This is a genomic window from Streptomyces sp. ADI95-17, from assembly GCF_003846175.1.
GTDB lineage: Bacteria > Actinomycetota > Actinomycetes > Streptomycetales > Streptomycetaceae > Streptomyces > Streptomyces sanglieri.
In genome coordinates this window covers 876,877-891,623 of sequence record NZ_ML123044.1, presented here as the reverse complement: position 1 = coordinate 891,623, position 14,747 = coordinate 876,877, and the positions used below count along the sequence as shown (strand labels likewise).

At 68.3% G+C, this 14,747-nt stretch carries 13 protein-coding genes; 6 read left to right on the top strand and 7 right to left on the bottom strand.

What is annotated here, in order from left to right; all coding sequences use genetic code 11:
• Nucleotides 1-70: 70 nt before the first annotated feature.
• A complete protein-coding gene (locus tag EES42_RS03830; protein ID WP_124716652.1) occupies nt 71-1,543 on the top strand; it encodes an AI-2E family transporter in 1,473 nt (490 codons plus the stop codon).
• Between the two features lie 82 nt (nt 1,544-1,625).
• Here the strand turns inward: EES42_RS03830 and EES42_RS03825 are convergent, their stop codons facing one another.
• Both EES42_RS03825 and EES42_RS03820 read right to left on the bottom strand, forming a co-directional pair.
• Nucleotides 1,626-2,159 (bottom strand): alkyl hydroperoxide reductase, encoded by a 534-nt coding sequence (locus tag EES42_RS03825; protein ID WP_072483998.1) that lies wholly within the window; start codon nt 2,157-2,159, stop codon nt 1,626-1,628.
• A gap of 12 nt (nt 2,160-2,171) precedes the next feature.
• Complete coding sequence (locus EES42_RS03820) at nt 2,172-2,726, bottom strand: peroxiredoxin (protein WP_124716651.1); 555 nt, start codon at nt 2,724-2,726, stop codon at nt 2,172-2,174.
• A 131-nt stretch (nt 2,727-2,857) separates the two neighbouring features.
• On the opposite strand from EES42_RS03820, the gene EES42_RS03815 reads away from it, so the two are divergent.
• The 4 genes from EES42_RS03815 (at nt 2,858) to EES42_RS03800 (ending at nt 7,261) form a co-directional block, all read left to right on the top strand.
• A complete protein-coding gene (locus tag EES42_RS03815; protein ID WP_124716650.1) occupies nt 2,858-3,817 on the top strand; it encodes a hydrogen peroxide-inducible genes activator in 960 nt (319 codons plus the stop codon).
• Nucleotides 3,818-4,425: 608 nt separating this feature from the next.
• Nucleotides 4,426-4,866 carry an amino acid ABC transporter permease gene (locus tag EES42_RS03810; protein WP_124716649.1) on the top strand — a complete coding sequence of 147 codons (441 nt, stop codon included), beginning with the start codon at nt 4,426-4,428 and terminating at the stop codon, nt 4,864-4,866.
• A gap of 2 nt (nt 4,867-4,868) precedes the next feature.
• A complete protein-coding gene (locus tag EES42_RS03805; RefSeq protein WP_124716648.1) occupies nt 4,869-6,659 on the top strand; it encodes an alpha/beta hydrolase in 1,791 nt (596 codons plus the stop codon).
• 110 nt (nt 6,660-6,769) lie between these two features.
• Complete coding sequence (locus tag EES42_RS03800; RefSeq protein WP_241196284.1) at nt 6,770-7,261, top strand: hypothetical protein; 492 nt, start codon at nt 6,770-6,772, stop codon at nt 7,259-7,261.
• A 114-nt stretch (nt 7,262-7,375) separates the two neighbouring features.
• Here EES42_RS03800 and EES42_RS03795 read toward each other — a convergent pair whose 3' ends face one another.
• The 5 genes from EES42_RS03795 to EES42_RS03775 form a co-directional block, all read right to left on the bottom strand.
• Nucleotides 7,376-9,775, bottom strand: coding sequence for an ABC transporter permease (locus EES42_RS03795; RefSeq protein WP_124716646.1), 2,400 nt, complete (start codon nt 9,773-9,775; stop codon nt 7,376-7,378).
• Nucleotides 9,772-10,458 (bottom strand): ABC transporter ATP-binding protein, encoded by a 687-nt coding sequence (locus EES42_RS03790; protein ID WP_124716645.1) that lies wholly within the window; start codon nt 10,456-10,458, stop codon nt 9,772-9,774. Before EES42_RS03790 ends, EES42_RS03795 begins: the two co-directional genes overlap by 4 nt.
• Nucleotides 10,455-10,979 carry a PadR family transcriptional regulator gene (locus EES42_RS03785; RefSeq protein ID WP_124716644.1) on the bottom strand — a complete coding sequence of 175 codons (525 nt, stop codon included), beginning with the start codon at nt 10,977-10,979 and terminating at the stop codon, nt 10,455-10,457. The genes EES42_RS03790 and EES42_RS03785 overlap by 4 nt, the downstream gene beginning before the upstream one ends.
• Before the next feature lie 83 nt (nt 10,980-11,062).
• The gene (locus EES42_RS03780) at nt 11,063-11,311 is read right to left on the bottom strand and encodes a type II toxin-antitoxin system antitoxin (protein WP_124716643.1); all 249 of its coding nucleotides are present in this window, start codon (nt 11,309-11,311) and stop codon (nt 11,063-11,065) included.
• Entirely contained in the window at nt 11,308-12,279 is a 972-nt protein-coding gene (locus EES42_RS03775) for an SPFH domain-containing protein (protein WP_124716642.1), read from the bottom strand. Before EES42_RS03775 ends, EES42_RS03780 begins: the two co-directional genes overlap by 4 nt.
• Before the next feature lie 222 nt (nt 12,280-12,501).
• Between EES42_RS03775 and EES42_RS03770 the strand changes: the two genes are divergently transcribed.
• A partial coding sequence (locus EES42_RS03770) for a transglycosylase domain-containing protein (RefSeq protein ID WP_164495159.1) occupies nt 12,502-14,747 on the top strand: 2,246 nt, incomplete at its 3' end.

Genomic DNA, 14,747 nt, shown 5'->3' with positions numbered 1-14,747 from the left:
CGTGTACGGTCGGTCCGAACCGTCCGGTGGGGGAGCGGTGGGGAGAGAAGACGGGGGAAGAGGAACGATCATGTCGAAACTTCCGGGGTGGCTCGGCCGGCTGGGTGCCGAACTGACCGAGCTGGGCGACCGGCTGGAGCAGCGCAGGGACGAGGCCGCCGGGCAGGGGGCCGGTCGGACCGGGCTGCCGGGGGCCGGTGACGCCGGCCCGGCCGGGGACGTGCCCGCCTCCGCCGTGGCCGCCGCGGACGTTCCGGCCGGTGCCGTGCGCGTCGCGGACGAGCGGCGCGGTGCCGCGGCCGACCATGTGCCGCCGCCGCCCTCGTACGCCCCCTCCGTCGCCGCCCGGCCCGATCCGGTCGCGGCGATCCCCTGGGGGATGCGCGTCGCGGCCGAGGCGGGCTGGCGGCTGCTGGTCCTGGCGGGCACCCTCTGGGTGCTGATGCGGGTCATCAGTGCCGTACAGCTGGTGGTGCTGGCCTTCGTCGCCGCGCTGCTCGTCACCGCGATGCTCCAGCCGACCGTCGCCCGGCTGCGCGGCTACGGGCTGCCGCGCGGCCTGGCCACCGCCGTCACGGCGGTCCTGGGCTTCGTCATCATGGGCCTGGTCGGCTGGTTCGTGGTCTGGCAGGTCATGGACAACATCGACACCCTCTCCGACAAGGTGCGGGACGGTATCGAGGAGTTGAAGCGCTGGCTGCTCGACAGCCCCTTCCATGTCACCGAGCAGCAGATCAACGACATCGCGAAGAACCTCAGCGACACCATCGGCACCAACACCGAACAGATCACCTCCGCCGGACTGGAGGGCGTCACCGTGATGGTGGAGGTCCTCACCGGGATACTGCTGGCGATGTTCTCGACGCTCTTCCTGCTGTACGACGGAAGGCGCATCTGGCACTGGGTGCTGAAGCTGGTGCCGGCCCAGGCCCGACCGGGGGTCGCGGGCGCCGGGCCGCGCGCCTGGCGGACGCTGACCGCCTATGTGCGGGGCACCGTCATAGTGGCGCTGATCGACGCGATCTTCATCGGGCTCGGGATCTTCTTCCTCGATGTGCCGATGGCGGTGCCGCTGGCCGTCTTCATCTTCCTCTTCGCCTTCATCCCGCTGGTCGGTGCCGTGATCTCCGGGGCGCTGGCGGTGGTCGTGGCGCTGGTCACCGAGGGCGTGTTCACCGCCCTGATGGTGCTGGCGGTGGTCCTCGCCGTGCAGCAGATCGAGGGCCATGTGCTCCAGCCGTTCATCCTGGGGCGCGCGGTGCGGGTGCATCCGCTCGCCGTCGTCCTCTCGGTCGCCGCGGGCGGCATGATCGCGGGCATCGGCGGTGCGGTTGTCGCGGTGCCGCTGGTCGCGGTCACCAACACGGTGGTCGGCTATCTGCGGACGTACGGGCAGGAACAGGCCCTGAGATACGCGCCGTCCCCGCGTGGGGCGACCGCGATCGATGTCGCTCCGACCCCCGCGCCGGGCTCGCCGCCCGAGAACAGCGACCGGGGCGACGACGAGGACGGCGCCGGCGGCGGCACGAAGAGCGGCTCCTAGGCCCACGGGCGTAAAGGGAGAAGGGCCCCGGGGACGGTCGGTCGTCCACAGGGCCCTTCTCGTACAGGGGGTACTGCTGGTCCTACTCGGCGAGCACGGCCTCGGCATCGAGGGTCACGCCGACCGCCTGGATCACCGAGGCGATCTTGACGGCTTCCTGAATGGTCTCACGGTCCACGCCGGCCTTGCGCAGCACCTGCTCGTGGGAGTCCAGGCACTGGCCGCAGCCGTTGATCGCGGAGACGGCGAGCGACCACAGTTCGAAGTCGATCTTCTCCACGCCGGGCTTGCCGATGACGTTCATCCGCAGACCCGCACGGAGCGTCCCGTACTCGGGGTCCGACAGCAGGTGCCGGGTCCGGTAGAAGACGTTGTTCATCGCCATGATGGCGGCGGCCGACTTCGCGGCGGTGTACGCCTCCGCGGAGAGGTTGGCCTTCGCCTCCGGCTCCAGCTCGCGCAGCACCTTCGGCGAGCGCGAGGCGATCGCGCAGGCCAGGACGGTGCCCCACAGCTGCTGCTGCGGGAGCTCGCTGTTGCCGATGACCGAGCCGAGGTTCAGCTTCAGGTCCTTGGCGAAGTCCGGAACGGCGGCCTTCAGTTCGTCGAGTGCCATGTCGCTGTCAGCTCACTCGCCCGAGAGGAGCGCGACCGGGTCGAGGGTGTTCTCGCCCTTGGTCCAGTTGCACGGGCACAGCTCGTCGGTCTGCAGGGCGTCCAGGACCCGCAGGACCTCCTTGGGGTTACGGCCCACGGAACCGGCGGTCACCATCGTGAACTGGATCTCGTTGTTCTGGTCGACGATGAAGACGGCGCGCTGGGCGAAGCCGTCCTCGCCCTCGATGCCGAGGTCACGCATGAGCTCGTGCTTCGAGTCGGCCATCATCGGGAACGGCAGGTCGGTCAGGTCCGGGTGGTCCTTGCGCCAGGCGTGGTGCACGAACTCGGAGTCGCCGGAGAAGCCGAGGATCTGGGCGTCACGGTCGGCGAACTCTTCGTTCAGCTTGCCGAAGGCGGCGATCTCGGTGGGGCACACGAAGGTGAAGTCCTTCGGCCACGCGAAGACGATCTTCCACTTGCCCTCGTAGGTCTTGTGGTTGATCTGCTCGAACTCCTTGCCGCCCTCCAGCGAGACACAAGCAGTCAGGTCGAACTCGGGGAACTTGTCACCGACAGTGAGCACGCGCTCTCCTTGTAGCGTTGGAATTCCCTTTTGGGGGATTTCCTGAGGGTTGGACGGAGTCCACCTTGGCACAGAGTGCATTGATCACGGAAATAGCTACACTCGGCCGTGATGATCGGAGGTGCCTATCAGTGGCTCAGGGCAATCAGGGCGGTCGGCCCAAACAACCCAGTCTGTCGCAGCTTCGCGCCTTCGTGGCCGTCGCCGAATATCTGCACTTCAGGGACGCCGCGGCAGCAATCGGGATGAGTCAGCCGGCCCTGTCCGGGGCCGTCTCGGCGCTGGAGGAGGCACTGGGTGTCCAGCTCATCGAGCGTACGACGCGCAAGGTGCTGCTCTCGCCGGCCGGGGAGCGGCTCGCGGTACGGGCGCGGGCGGTGCTGGAGGCAGTCGGTGAGCTGATGGAGGAGGTCGAGGCGGTCCGGGCACCGTTCACCGGGGTGCTCAGGCTCGGCGTGATCCCGACCGTCGCCCCGTATCTGCTGCCGACGGTGCTGCGACTGGTCCACGAGCGCTACCCGGAGCTCGACCTCCAGGTGCACGAGGAGCAGACCTCCTCGCTGCTGGAGGGGCTGGCCGCGGGAAGGTTGGACCTGCTGCTGCTCGCCGTGCCGCTCGGGGTGCCGGGAGTGACCGAACTCCCGCTCTTCGACGAGGACTTCGTACTGGTGATGGAGCAGGACCACTGGCTGGGCGGGCGCGCCGACATCCCGCGCGAGGCGCTGCGCGAGCTGCCACTGCTGCTGCTCGACGAGGGGCACTGCCTGCGCGACCAGGCCCTGGACATCTGCCGGGAGGCGGGACGCACGGAGGGCGCGCCGGTCACCACGACCGCGGCCGGGCTCTCCACACTGGTCCAGCTGGTCGCCGGCGGGCTCGGTGTGACGCTGCTGCCGCGCACCGCGGTGACGGTGGAGACCGGCCGCAACGACGCGCTGGCCACCGGGTACTTCGCGGAGCCGGCACCGTCGAGGCGGGTGGCGCTGGGGATGCGGACCGGGGCCGCGCGGCACGAGGAGTTCGAGGAGTTCGCGGCGGCGCTGCGGGAGGCGATGCGGGTGCTGCCGGTGCGGGTGACGGACGGGCCTTAGCCCTTGGGCAAGTCGGGCGCGGGGGTGCCGCCTCTGAATGGACCATGTCCTCGTGGCTCGTCACACTGCGCATGGTGGTCTCCGGCAGGTCCGCGTGGGACGCCACTGAATCCATTGCCATGTCTTCGGCAATGAGCTCACCGACGCCCGCTGCCCCTGACGAGGACACCGCGTCCGCGAGAGCGCGTACCCGTTGGAGCGCGCTCGCTGTCTCCGGTTCCAGGCGGAGGGCGAGGTGGCGGCTCAACGGGACCTGTCGTTTCAACGACGCCTGTTTGAGATGCCGATGAAGGTCTTCTGCCCGGATGGCCGGGCGAGGGCCGATCGAGCCCGAGCGGGGTGTGCGCCCCTGTGGGTAGTGGCTCAGTGACGGGAGGCCTCGGGAGTCATGATGATCGTCCCGGACGGTCGGCAATGGGCAATACTTCAAGCCAAGTTACCCATGCGAAACCTCCCAGGTGTGGATATTTCAGTCTCGGGCTTGTGTGACTGCGCGTCACTCAACGTACTGAACACTAGGATCTGCAACTGCGGCCTTCAGTGAGTGCGGCGGCTCGTCGGGGGAGCCTGCCCGGATGGCATCCGGGCACGGGGGAGAGGAGTCAGGCATGGCGTGGGACGAGTGGGAACAGCTCAAAGTCGATGCGGCGCAGCGCCACACGACGCATATGGAAGTCAACAGCCTCCAAGGCGAAGGCGGATATGCGACGTCGGCCGGGGGCGGGACAGGCAGGCTCAAGCACAAAGGCGGGCCGTGGACCGAGGCCGCCGGTACGGCCGATGACCTGCAGACCACCACGAGCACGTGCAGAGTGGAGCTCCGCTCTGCCCACGAGGGCGTAGGCGGAGGCCTCGAAGGGCTGGCCAGCCTCGGCTCGCTGAAGACCGTGCTCAACTCCTGGGAAGAGCGCCTCAAAGCAGTCCGGGAAGAGTGCAGTTCACTCGAACCGAAGCTGCGCCAGGTGGCTGTCGACTTCAGGGAGGTGGACGCTGAGGTGGGTGACAAGGCCAAGGCGGTGAAGGTTCCTGGCACGAGGATGGGGCAGTAGCCATGGCGTTCGGCCTCACGTGGCAGCAGCTCCGCGACCTCAAGCTGTCCGAGCTGACCGAAGCAGCCGACGGTTGGGCTGCGCTGATGCGGCGTGCTGATGTCGCGCGCGAGCGCGTCGATGGTGATATGAGCGGCAAGCTCACCAAGACGCAGGAAAGCGAGTCGGCGGAATCGGCCGTCAAGCGGCTGAAGCGTCTTAGTGAGAACTACCACTACATTCAGACCGAGGCCGGCCTGATCCGAGGCGCACTTGATGGCCTGGCCACCGAACTCACCGCCCCGCAGCGCCGACTGCGTGATGCTCTCGACGATGTGGCCTCCCTTGGCTACAAGCTCAACGTGAACGGCAGCATCGACTACCCGGCCGGCGGCAAGGACACGTTGACTGGTGACGCGATACCGGGTGGCTCCGTGATGGGCAACAACGGTTTGATCGGCGCTGGAAACCCTGGCCTGTACCGCGACAGTAACGGCATGTACGACCCTGCTCTGGGGTCGAATGCCCCGCAGCCGGGGATTCTCAATCCTCACCGAGCCAAGGCCCAGGACGTGGCCGACCGCATCGCTCATGCCCTGAGTGAGGCCCGCGAAATCGATGAGCGATACAGTTCGGCTCTTCGGGACCTCAAGGCCGCGCCTGGTCTCACGGTTGACAGGAAGACCTGGGCGAACGTGGCGGGGGATGTTACTGCCGTTGGAAGCGCGGCCCGTGAGTATCTGGCAGATCAAGTGCTGGACAAGTCGCCGGCTGAGCGCAAGGAATGGTGGGACCACTTGAGCAAAGAAGAGCGCCAGGAGTACATCACATCCTTCCCCGACGTGATCGGGTACCTCGACGGCATCCCGGCTGCGGCGCGCGATGAAGCGAACCGGGCGAACCTCCCCTTGGTGATCGCCAGCCTCGAAGGTCAGACGGCCGACGGCGCACAGGACAAACTCGCGGGACTGAAGGGTATTCAGGCCAAGCTGTCTGAGAATTCAGTCCCACCCATGTACCTGCTTGGAATCGGTACAGAGGGGAAAGGCCGTGCCATTGTCAGCTACGGAAACCCCGACACCGCCAGGAACGTGTCCTCGTACGTGCCGGGCCTCGGTACGGCTCTCGACGCAGACTTCGCGGACGACACCGTGAGCAGGGCCATGCAGACCGCGAAGGACGCCCGAGTGTACGACCCGGCCATTGCCTCCATCGTCTGGCTGGGATACGACGCGCCGGGCTTCAAGGACGTCGCGTCGACGACCGACGCGAACAATGGCGCTCCTGCCTACAACTCATTCATGGACGGAATCCAGGCGACCAATGAACACGAGAACCCGCACGTCACAGCGATTGGCCACTCCTACGGATCACTCACGGTAGGTACCGCGGCCCGGCAGGACGGCGGTATCCCGGGCGTTGACGACATCATTCTGCTGGGCAGCCCGGGCACCGGGGCCGACAACGCTTCGGAACTGAACGTCGGCAAGGGGCACGTGTTCGCCGCTTCCGCTGACAACGATCCCGTGTCGAGGCTACCCAGTATGAAGGATCTTGTCGGCCGAGGGATCTTGGGGGCAGCCGTAACGGGAAGTAATGATCTGTGGTTCGGTACGGACCCGACGAGTAAGGAGTTCGGGGCCACGAGAATGGAGAGTGGCGACGGCCCACTCCCGTTCTGGCTGTCGGGCCAAGGCCCAACTCCCGCGCATTCTGGTTATTTCGACGAGGAAAGGAACCCTTCAACGGCACGCAACCTCGCTCGTATCGTCGGTGGACGTCCAGATTCGATTACTACAGAGGTCCCGCGGTGAAGTACGTTTCCAATCGCATCGCCGTCCTTGTGCTTGCCATGGCTTTCGTAGCTGGCTGCGGGAGTGGCAGCAATAATTCCCCTGCTTCCCAAAGGAGTTCCAGTGTGAATATGCAGCAGGCCGCAGACAAGGCTGACAGCCTCATCGGCGACACGCTGTCTTCTGTGCGCCCTCCCCTGGAGTGGACGCACGATCAATCCGATAGTGGAATGTGCACCGGCGCCCCAGAACTCGGGGATGTCACACGCCGGGCTGTGGTCATGACCCAGGTCTCCGAGGAACGCAAAGGTTCGCTTCTCGGAATCATTGAGCGGGCATGGAAGAAGTCGGGTTACACAATCACCAAGGTTTACCCCGATGAGGAGTTCCCTACCATCATTGCCGATGCCGGCGACGGTGTATTGAGGATGGATTTGACCGTCGGGTACAAGGGGCAGTTCTTCCTGAAGGTTCAAACGGCTTGTGTGGACAAGTCGAAGGTGGCGCAGCCCTCCACTCCGGGGAAGGGCACTGACTACCGCGGGAAGGAAGTGCCCACTCCCAACGTGCACTCCGACTTCTGGTCGTCCGACGAGCCGGTCTCTTCGAGTTCTCCGAGCTGAAGCCGACGGCAATGTCGTCGCAAGCCTGGTATGAGCGCACGACCAGCGCCGACTAAAGGCGCGGGGGCGCGGCCCCTGACGAACCGCGCCCCCTTCACCACTGCTCCGTCCACGTCACTCCGTGCGCAGGCCGTCCGGGCGCATCATGCGCCACAGCGGCGGCAGCGACACCAGTGTGACCAGCAGGATCAGCGCCGCGCCCGCGCCGGTCATCGGCAGGAACAGCCACCAGTCGGTGACCTTCTTGTCGAGCATGGCGATCAGCGCCGCGCCCAGACCGAGTCCGCCCGCCACGGCCACCACCAGCCCGATGAGCACCGGCACGGCGGTCTGCCAGAGCACCGACCAGGCGAGGGTGGACCGCCGGGTGCCGAAGGCGACCAGCACCGACAGCAGGCGCTTGCGTTCGCGCAGCTGCTCCAGCTGCGAGACCAGCATCGCGGCGGCGATCAGCAGCAGCGTCATGGTCGCGCCGACCTGGAGGCCGCGCTGCACGCTGGCGTACTTCTCGTCACGGGCCACCGACTTGAGGGACGCCACCCGCATCCCGGGGTCGATCCGGGCCGCGGTGTTCCGTACGTACTCCGCGACGTCCTCGACGCTCTCGTCGACCCGGATCTGTGTCTGGGTCGTCGCGCCCGGCAGCTTGCTCGGGTCGACCGCGCCGGTGGTGGCCATGATTCCCCAGGAGTCCTCGCCCAGCGGATCGTGGCGGGCGACGACCGTCCGGGAGTCGGCGGGCAGCGTCCACCGCATCGGCTTCCGGCCGGCGCCCGGGTCGATCTCGACCTCCTTGCCCTTGCGGGCCGTCTGGTCCACCCAGTCGGACATCTCCTTGTCGTTCCTGGGGTGGACCACAAAGGTGTCGCCGTCCGTGCAGGAGCCGATCCGGGCCAGTTCGCGCAGGGTTCCGCAGTCGCCGACGATGAGACTGGTGGTCGGCTGGACCGCGTCCTCGGGGTACTTGCCGGGCCGGGTGACGTACACCTCGACCTTGCCGATGACGGCCGTCACTCCCTTGGTGGCCTTGAACTCCTGGATGGTCCGGGTGGCCGCCTCCGGGTCGACCTTCTCGGAGAACGTGTAGAACTGGGCCCGCGAGGGGTCCTGCCCGGTCAGCCTGTTGAACTCGTCGCCCACCGCGGCGAACAACATCTGCAGCGCCACCGCGCCCGCGACCGCGACAGTGATTCCGCTGACCGCGCGGGAGGCCGCGCTGCTGCTCAGCTGGAGCCTGCGGGTGGCCAGCTGCCAGGGCACCGGACCGCCGTGCAGCCGGTTCACGCACGCCTCGACCAGCCACGGCAGCAGCAGCGCGAGCCCGACCAGGACCAGCACGGCGCCGCCCGCGATCGGGTACGGGTTGACCGTGGCGTACGGCTCGACCTTGTCGCTCAGCAGGAGCACCACCAGGCCCGCGACCGGCATCAGCAGCCGCCACCAGAAGCGGCGCCTGCGGCCGCGGCCGCCCCGTACGACGCCGAGCGGTTCGATCACCACCGAGCGCATGGCGGCCAGCGTGACCAGCACCGCAGCCGCCGGAACGGAGACGGCGACCAGTGCCGTCAGCGCGGCGGAGGGCACCAGGTCGGACGGGAAGACGCTCACGTTCCAGACCTCGATGCGACCGACGAAGCCACGCCCCACCAGGAAGAGCACCCCACCGATCAGCAGGCCGAGGACCGCCCCGAACAGGGCCTCGCCCGCCGCGATCCGGCGGGTCATCCGGATGTCCGTGCCGACCAGGCGCAGCGCGGCGAGCCTGCGGTCGCGGCGGTCGCCGCCGAACCGCACCGCTGTCGCGATGAAGATCGCGACCGGCACCAGCAGCACCACGCAGATCATGATGATCAGCACGATCAGGATCGGCGGCATCTCCTTGCCGCCCTCCGGGTTGCCGTAGGCGGCGATCCGGTGACCGCCGTCGGCGGACGTCAGGGTGTCGCTGCCCGCGTAGTAGAGCAGGTCCCCGGGCGAGACCAGGCCGGAGTCGGCGATCGTGCCGGTGATCCGGTACGGCACCCGCTCCTTGAGCAGGCGGCCCTCCGGGGAGTCGAGCAGCTTCTTCAGCGCGGGGGAGACCGTCATCTCGTCCGCGCCGGGGAAGCGTGCGACGCCCGGCGGGAGGGCCGGGTGCGTGCCGTCCGCGCGCATCAGATAGCCGCTGACGCTGCGGCCGTGGTACTCGGTCTCCCTGTTGATCCGGAGTACCGAGGTGTCGGACTTCTTGGCCTGTGCGTCGGGGCCGCCGGGGACGCGGCTCTCGACGCGGGCCTGGTCGCGCGCGGAACGCTCTTCGAGCAGATGCGGTACGGAGGCGGCGGTCAGCAGCAGTGCCACACCGAGGCCGACGCCGACGGCGGTCAGTGCGGTGCGGATCCAGCCCTCGCGTCCGCCGCCGGCGGCGAGCCGGATGCCGAGGCCGAGGTCGCGGAACCAGGCGGCGACGCCGGTGGGTCCGGCGGGCCGGGGCGGGGCCGCGGCCGGTGCCTTCTTGCGGTCGAGCAGGGTCATGCGGTGTGCTCCAGGTCGCGGGTCCGGCCGTCGCGCACGGTGACGTCACGGTCGGAGTAAGCGGCGACCCGGGCCTCGTGGGTCACCAGGACCACGGCGACGTTGGCGGACCGGGCCGCCTCGGTGAGCAGCTCCATGACCCGTTCGCCGTTGAGGGAGTCCAGGGCGCCGGTCGGCTCGTCGGCGAAGATCACCTTGGGCGAGGCGGCCAGCGCGCGGGCCACGGCGACGCGCTGCCCCTGCCCGCCGGAGACCTCGCCGGGACGCTTGGCGCCGACGTCCTCGACCTCCAGGCGCTCCAGCCAGTGGCGGGCGGTGCGCTCGGCGTCCTTGCGCTTGGTGCCGTTGAGCCGGATCGGCAGGGCGATGTTCTCCACGCAGGTCAGCTCCGGGACGAGCTGGCCGAACTGGAAGACGAAGCCGAACTCGCTACGGCGCAGGGCGCTGCGTTCGGCGTCCGACATCGCGGAGAGCTCGCGGCCCGCGTAGGTGATCGTGCCCCGGTCGGGGGTGACGATGCCGGCGAGGCAGTGCAGCAGGGTCGACTTGCCGGAGCCGGAGGGGCCCATCACGGCGACGACCTCGCCGGGGTGGATGGAGAACGACGCGCCGTCGAGCGCGGGCGTCCGGCCGTACGCCTTGTGCAGGCCGTCGGCGCTGAGCAGGGAGCCGGCGGGGATCATGCGCCCACCTCCGCGGCGAGCCGGTCGAGCCGGGCGGCGGTCAGTTCCAGCCAGCGCAGATCGGCTTCGAGGTGGAAGAGGGCGTGGTCGCAGATCAGCTGATCGGCGAGGTCGCCCTTGCGCTTGCGGTCGGTGAGGATGCGCATCAGGCGCAGGTGCTCGGTGCGCTGGGTGTCCAGCAGGGCCTCGGCGCTGCGGCCGGTGAGCAGGGCCAGCACGACCTTGGTGTAGAGCGTCGACTGGAGGTACGGCTCGGGCTTCTCCGGCTGCGCGAGCCAGGCGCCGACATCGGTGATCCCGGCCTCGGTGATGGCGTACCGCTTGCGCTCCGGGCCGCCGCCGCTCTCGACGCCGTCGACCTCGACGAGGCCGTTCTTGAGCAGCCGGGACATGGTCGAGTAGACCTGTCCGTAGTGCAGGGGGCGGTCGTGGCCGAACTTCTCGTCGAACGCCCGCTTGAGGTCGTAGCCGTGGCGGGGGCCGGACTCCAGGAGTCCGAGCAGGGTGTGGCCGATAGACATGCCGAGCACTGTACACGGCGTGTATACCTCCGGTGTATACCGGGGCTCCGCTCTCGGAGCCCCGGCCTCCGCAACCCTGGACCTCAGGCGCCCGGCGGGCCCGGCGCGTCCTTCGGGGGCCGCCCCCGGCGGGGGATCGGACCCGCCGAGCCGGGCAGACGGCCCGCCTCCGCCAGCGCCCTGCGCAGCAGGAACTCGATCTGGGCGTTCGCGCTGCGCAGCTCGTCGGAGGCCCAGCGGGCCAGCGCGTCGTACACCGCGGGATCCAGCCGCAGCAGCATCTGCTTGCGCTGCGGCGGGGTCCTGCGGGCCGGCGGAGTCTGTTCGGTCACTGGTAAAGAGTGCCCGTGTTCAGGACCGGCTGCGCCGCCCGGTCGCCGCACAGCACCACCATCAGATTGCTGACCATGGACGCCTTGCGCTCCGCGTCCAGCTCGACGATGTCCTGCTCGGCGATCCGGGTGAGCGCCATCTCGACCATGCCGACCGCGCCCTCGACGATCTGCTGCCGCGCCGCGACCACCGCTCCGGCCTGCTGGCGCTGGAGCATCGCGGAGGCGATCTCGGGGGCGTACGCGAGGTGGCTGAAGCGGGACTCGATGATCCGTACGCCGGCGGCCTGCACCCGGGCGGTGAGCTCCACGGCCAGCTTCTCGGTGATCTCCTCGGCGTTGCCGCGCAGCGAGAGGCCGCCCTCGTCGTGGGCGTCGTACGGGTACTCGATCGCGATGTGCCGGACGGCCGCCTCGGTCTGGGTGGCGACGAACTCCAGGAAGTCGTCGACCTCGAAGAGCGCCTGCGCGGTGTCCTCGACCTTCCAGACGACGATCGCGGCGAGCTCGATCGGGTTGCCGTAGGCGTCGTTGACCTTGAGGACCGCGGTCTCGTGGTTGCGGACCCGGGTGGAGATCTTCCGGCTGCTGGTGAGCGGGTTGATCCAGCGGAGCCCGTCGGTGCGGATCGTGCCGACGTACCGGCCGAAGAGCTGGATCACCCGGGCCTCGCCCGGTGCGACCATCTTCACACCCGTCATGCAGAAGAACGAGACGATGACGAGCAGCACCCCGAAGATGCAGACCGGGATGCCCAGGCCGTTGTTGCCGTTCGAGCCGACGACGCCGCCGATGATCGCGAGTCCGATGCCGGCGATCACGCCGACCACGGTCAGCAGCAGGCCGAGACCGCCGGGAATGCTGTGCGCCGTCACCTCTCTCACCTGCGGTTCGGGCATCTGCGGTGCGTCGGGCGTGAGGTCTGCGGCAAGAGTGGTCGCGGCGCGCGGATTGTCATGGTCGGACATGGGATCCCCCGTTTCGAAAGACTGACTCGGTGCTAGCAATGTGATTACACATTACCTGTGTTCGCAACCTTGGGCACCCTTCATGAGTCGGTTCCCTTAAGAACGGGTGCTGATTGTCACGTCCGTAAAAGACCGCAACGCTCGCTTTTTGTCCTTGCCGACAGTGTTAGCTGGCTGGGCTGAGCTGATCTGGTCGAGCAGAGAAACGGGAGCAACACAGCGATGGGTCGAGCGGATGCGCGACGGGCGCAGCGGCGCGGAGCGCGGCGGGCCGCGAAGAGCGGCGGCATACGCAGACTCTTCACCTGGAAGAAGATGCTGGGCGCCTTCTTCGGACTCTGCCTGCTGATCATGGGCGCCTTCGTCGCGCTGTACATGTACGTGGACGTCCCGAAGGCCAACGCCCTGGCCGAGCGGCAGAGCAACGTCTACCAGTACAGCGACGGGTCGCTGCTGACCCGGACCGGCAAGGGCGTCAACCGCCAGATCGTGGATCTGGCCGAGGTGCCCCTTGAGGTGCAGCACACCTTCGTCGCCGCCGAGAACAAGTCGTTCTACGACGACAAGGGTGTCGACCTGAAGGGCACGGCCCGGGGCATCCTCAACACCCTCAGCGGCAAGGGCAAGCAGGGTGGCTCGACCATCACCCAGCAGTACGTGAAGAACTACTACCTGACGCAGGACCCGACGATCAGCCGGAAGCTCAAGGAACTGGTGATCTCGCTCAAGGTCGACAGCAAGAAGAGCAAGGAATTCATCCTCGCCGGGTACATCAACACCGCGTACTACGGGCGCGGCGCGAGCGGCATCCAGGCCGCCGCGCAGGCCTACTACGGGGTGGACGCCAAGGACCTCAACGTCTCCCAGGGCGCCTACCTGGCCTCCGTGCTCCAGGCCCCCAGCCAGTACGACTGGCAGTCCGCGACCGACACCGGCAAGAAGCTGGTCAAGGACCGCTGGGCCTACACGCTGGACAACATGGTCGAGATGCACTGGCTCGACCAGGCCGAGCGCGACAAGCTCAAGTTCCAGATCCCGGACAAGCCCAAGCCCGCCAAGGGCATGGAGGGCCAGACCGGCTACCTCGTCGAGGCGGCCAACAAGGAGCTGGAGAAGCAGGGCATCACCGCGGAGATGCGGCAGGCCGGCGGCTGGACCTTCACGCTCAACATCGACAAGAAGCGGCAGAAGCAGCTGGAGCAGTCCGTCGACCGCCAGCTGGAGTCCAAGCTGGACCGCAAGGGCAACAAGGTCGACGCGACCGTGCAGGCGGGCGCCACCTCCGTGAACCCGAAGACCGGCGCCGTCGTCGCGATGTACGGCGGCGTGGGCTACACCCAGCACTACATCTCCAACGCCACCCGCCAGGACTACCAGCCCGCCTCCACCTTCAAGCCGCTGGTGCTCGCCTCCGCGCTGGAGAACGAGGCCAAGACCCAGAACGGCGACCTGATCGGCGTCAACACCCGCTACGACGGCACCAGCAAGCGGCCCGTCGTGGGCAGCGACACCCCGTTCGCCCCGGAGAACGAGGACAACCAGAGCTACGGCAGCGTCACCGTGCAGAAGGCGATGAACGCGTCGATCAACTCGGCCTTCGCGCAGATGGTCGTCGATGTCGGCCCGCCCGCGGTGAAGAAGACCGCACTGGCTCTCGGCGTACCGGACAAGAACTTCCCCGAGCGCCCCGCCATCACGCTCGGCACCATGAACGCCTCGACCTGGGACATGGCGGGCGCGTACGCCACGCTCGACAACCACGGCAAGAAGGTCACCCCGTTCATCGTGAAGTCGGCCAAGCACCGTGAGCGGACGGTCGATCCGGTCGAGGGCATCGGCAGCCAGGTGATCAGCCGCAAGTCCGCCGACACCGTGACCTCCGTCCTGACCGGTGTGGTGGACGCGGGCTCCGGCCGGGCGGCCAACACCTCGGCGTACGAGGCGGCCGGCAAGACGGGTACGTCGGAGAACAACAAGTCGGCCTGGTTCGCGGCCTACACCCCGGAGCTCACCACCGTCGTCGCGCTCTTCGGCGAATCGCCCAAGGACGGCGGCGGCCAGGTCAGCCTGACCGGCACCGCCAACTCCGGCCGGGCCAACGGTGGCGGCTTCCCGGCGGAGATCTGGGCGGACTACACCCTCGGCGCGCTGGGCGGCGGGTCCACCGCGCAGTTCGACCTGGAGGACGTCGAGCGCGGCGAGGTCACCGTGCCGGCCTCGCCGTCGACGACCCCCTCGCAGTCGGCGAGCAGTGACACCACCCCGTCCAAGTCGCCGGACAAGCCCTCGCAGAGCGCGACCCAGTCGCCCGACGTGCCGTCGACGTCCCAGTCGCCGGACGTGCCGTCGACGTCCCAGTCGCCGGACGTACCGACGAGCCAGTCCCCGGAGCCGCCGGGCGGCGGGGTCCCCGGCAAGCCGGGTGACGGCAACGAGAACAACGTCGTCGGCAACGTTCCTCCCGCGCG

Coding starts and splice junctions, on each gene's coding strand:
- EES42_RS03830 (WP_124716652.1), top strand. CDS start 71: ATGTCGAAACTTCCGGGGTGGCTCGGCCGGCTGGGTGCCGAACTGACC.
- EES42_RS03825 (WP_072483998.1), bottom strand. CDS start 2,159: ATGGCACTCGACGAACTGAAGGCCGCCGTTCCGGACTTCGCCAAGGAC.
- EES42_RS03810 (WP_124716649.1), top strand. CDS start 4,426: ATGGCGTGGGACGAGTGGGAACAGCTCAAAGTCGATGCGGCGCAGCGC.
- EES42_RS03805 (WP_124716648.1), top strand. CDS start 4,869: ATGGCGTTCGGCCTCACGTGGCAGCAGCTCCGCGACCTCAAGCTGTCC.
- EES42_RS03800 (WP_241196284.1), top strand. CDS start 6,770: ATGCAGCAGGCCGCAGACAAGGCTGACAGCCTCATCGGCGACACGCTG.
- EES42_RS03795 (WP_124716646.1), bottom strand. CDS start 9,775: ATGACCCTGCTCGACCGCAAGAAGGCACCGGCCGCGGCCCCGCCCCGG.
- EES42_RS03790 (WP_124716645.1), bottom strand. CDS start 10,458: ATGATCCCCGCCGGCTCCCTGCTCAGCGCCGACGGCCTGCACAAGGCG.
- EES42_RS03785 (WP_124716644.1), bottom strand. CDS start 10,979: ATGTCTATCGGCCACACCCTGCTCGGACTCCTGGAGTCCGGCCCCCGC.
- EES42_RS03775 (WP_124716642.1), bottom strand. CDS start 12,279: ATGTCCGACCATGACAATCCGCGCGCCGCGACCACTCTTGCCGCAGAC.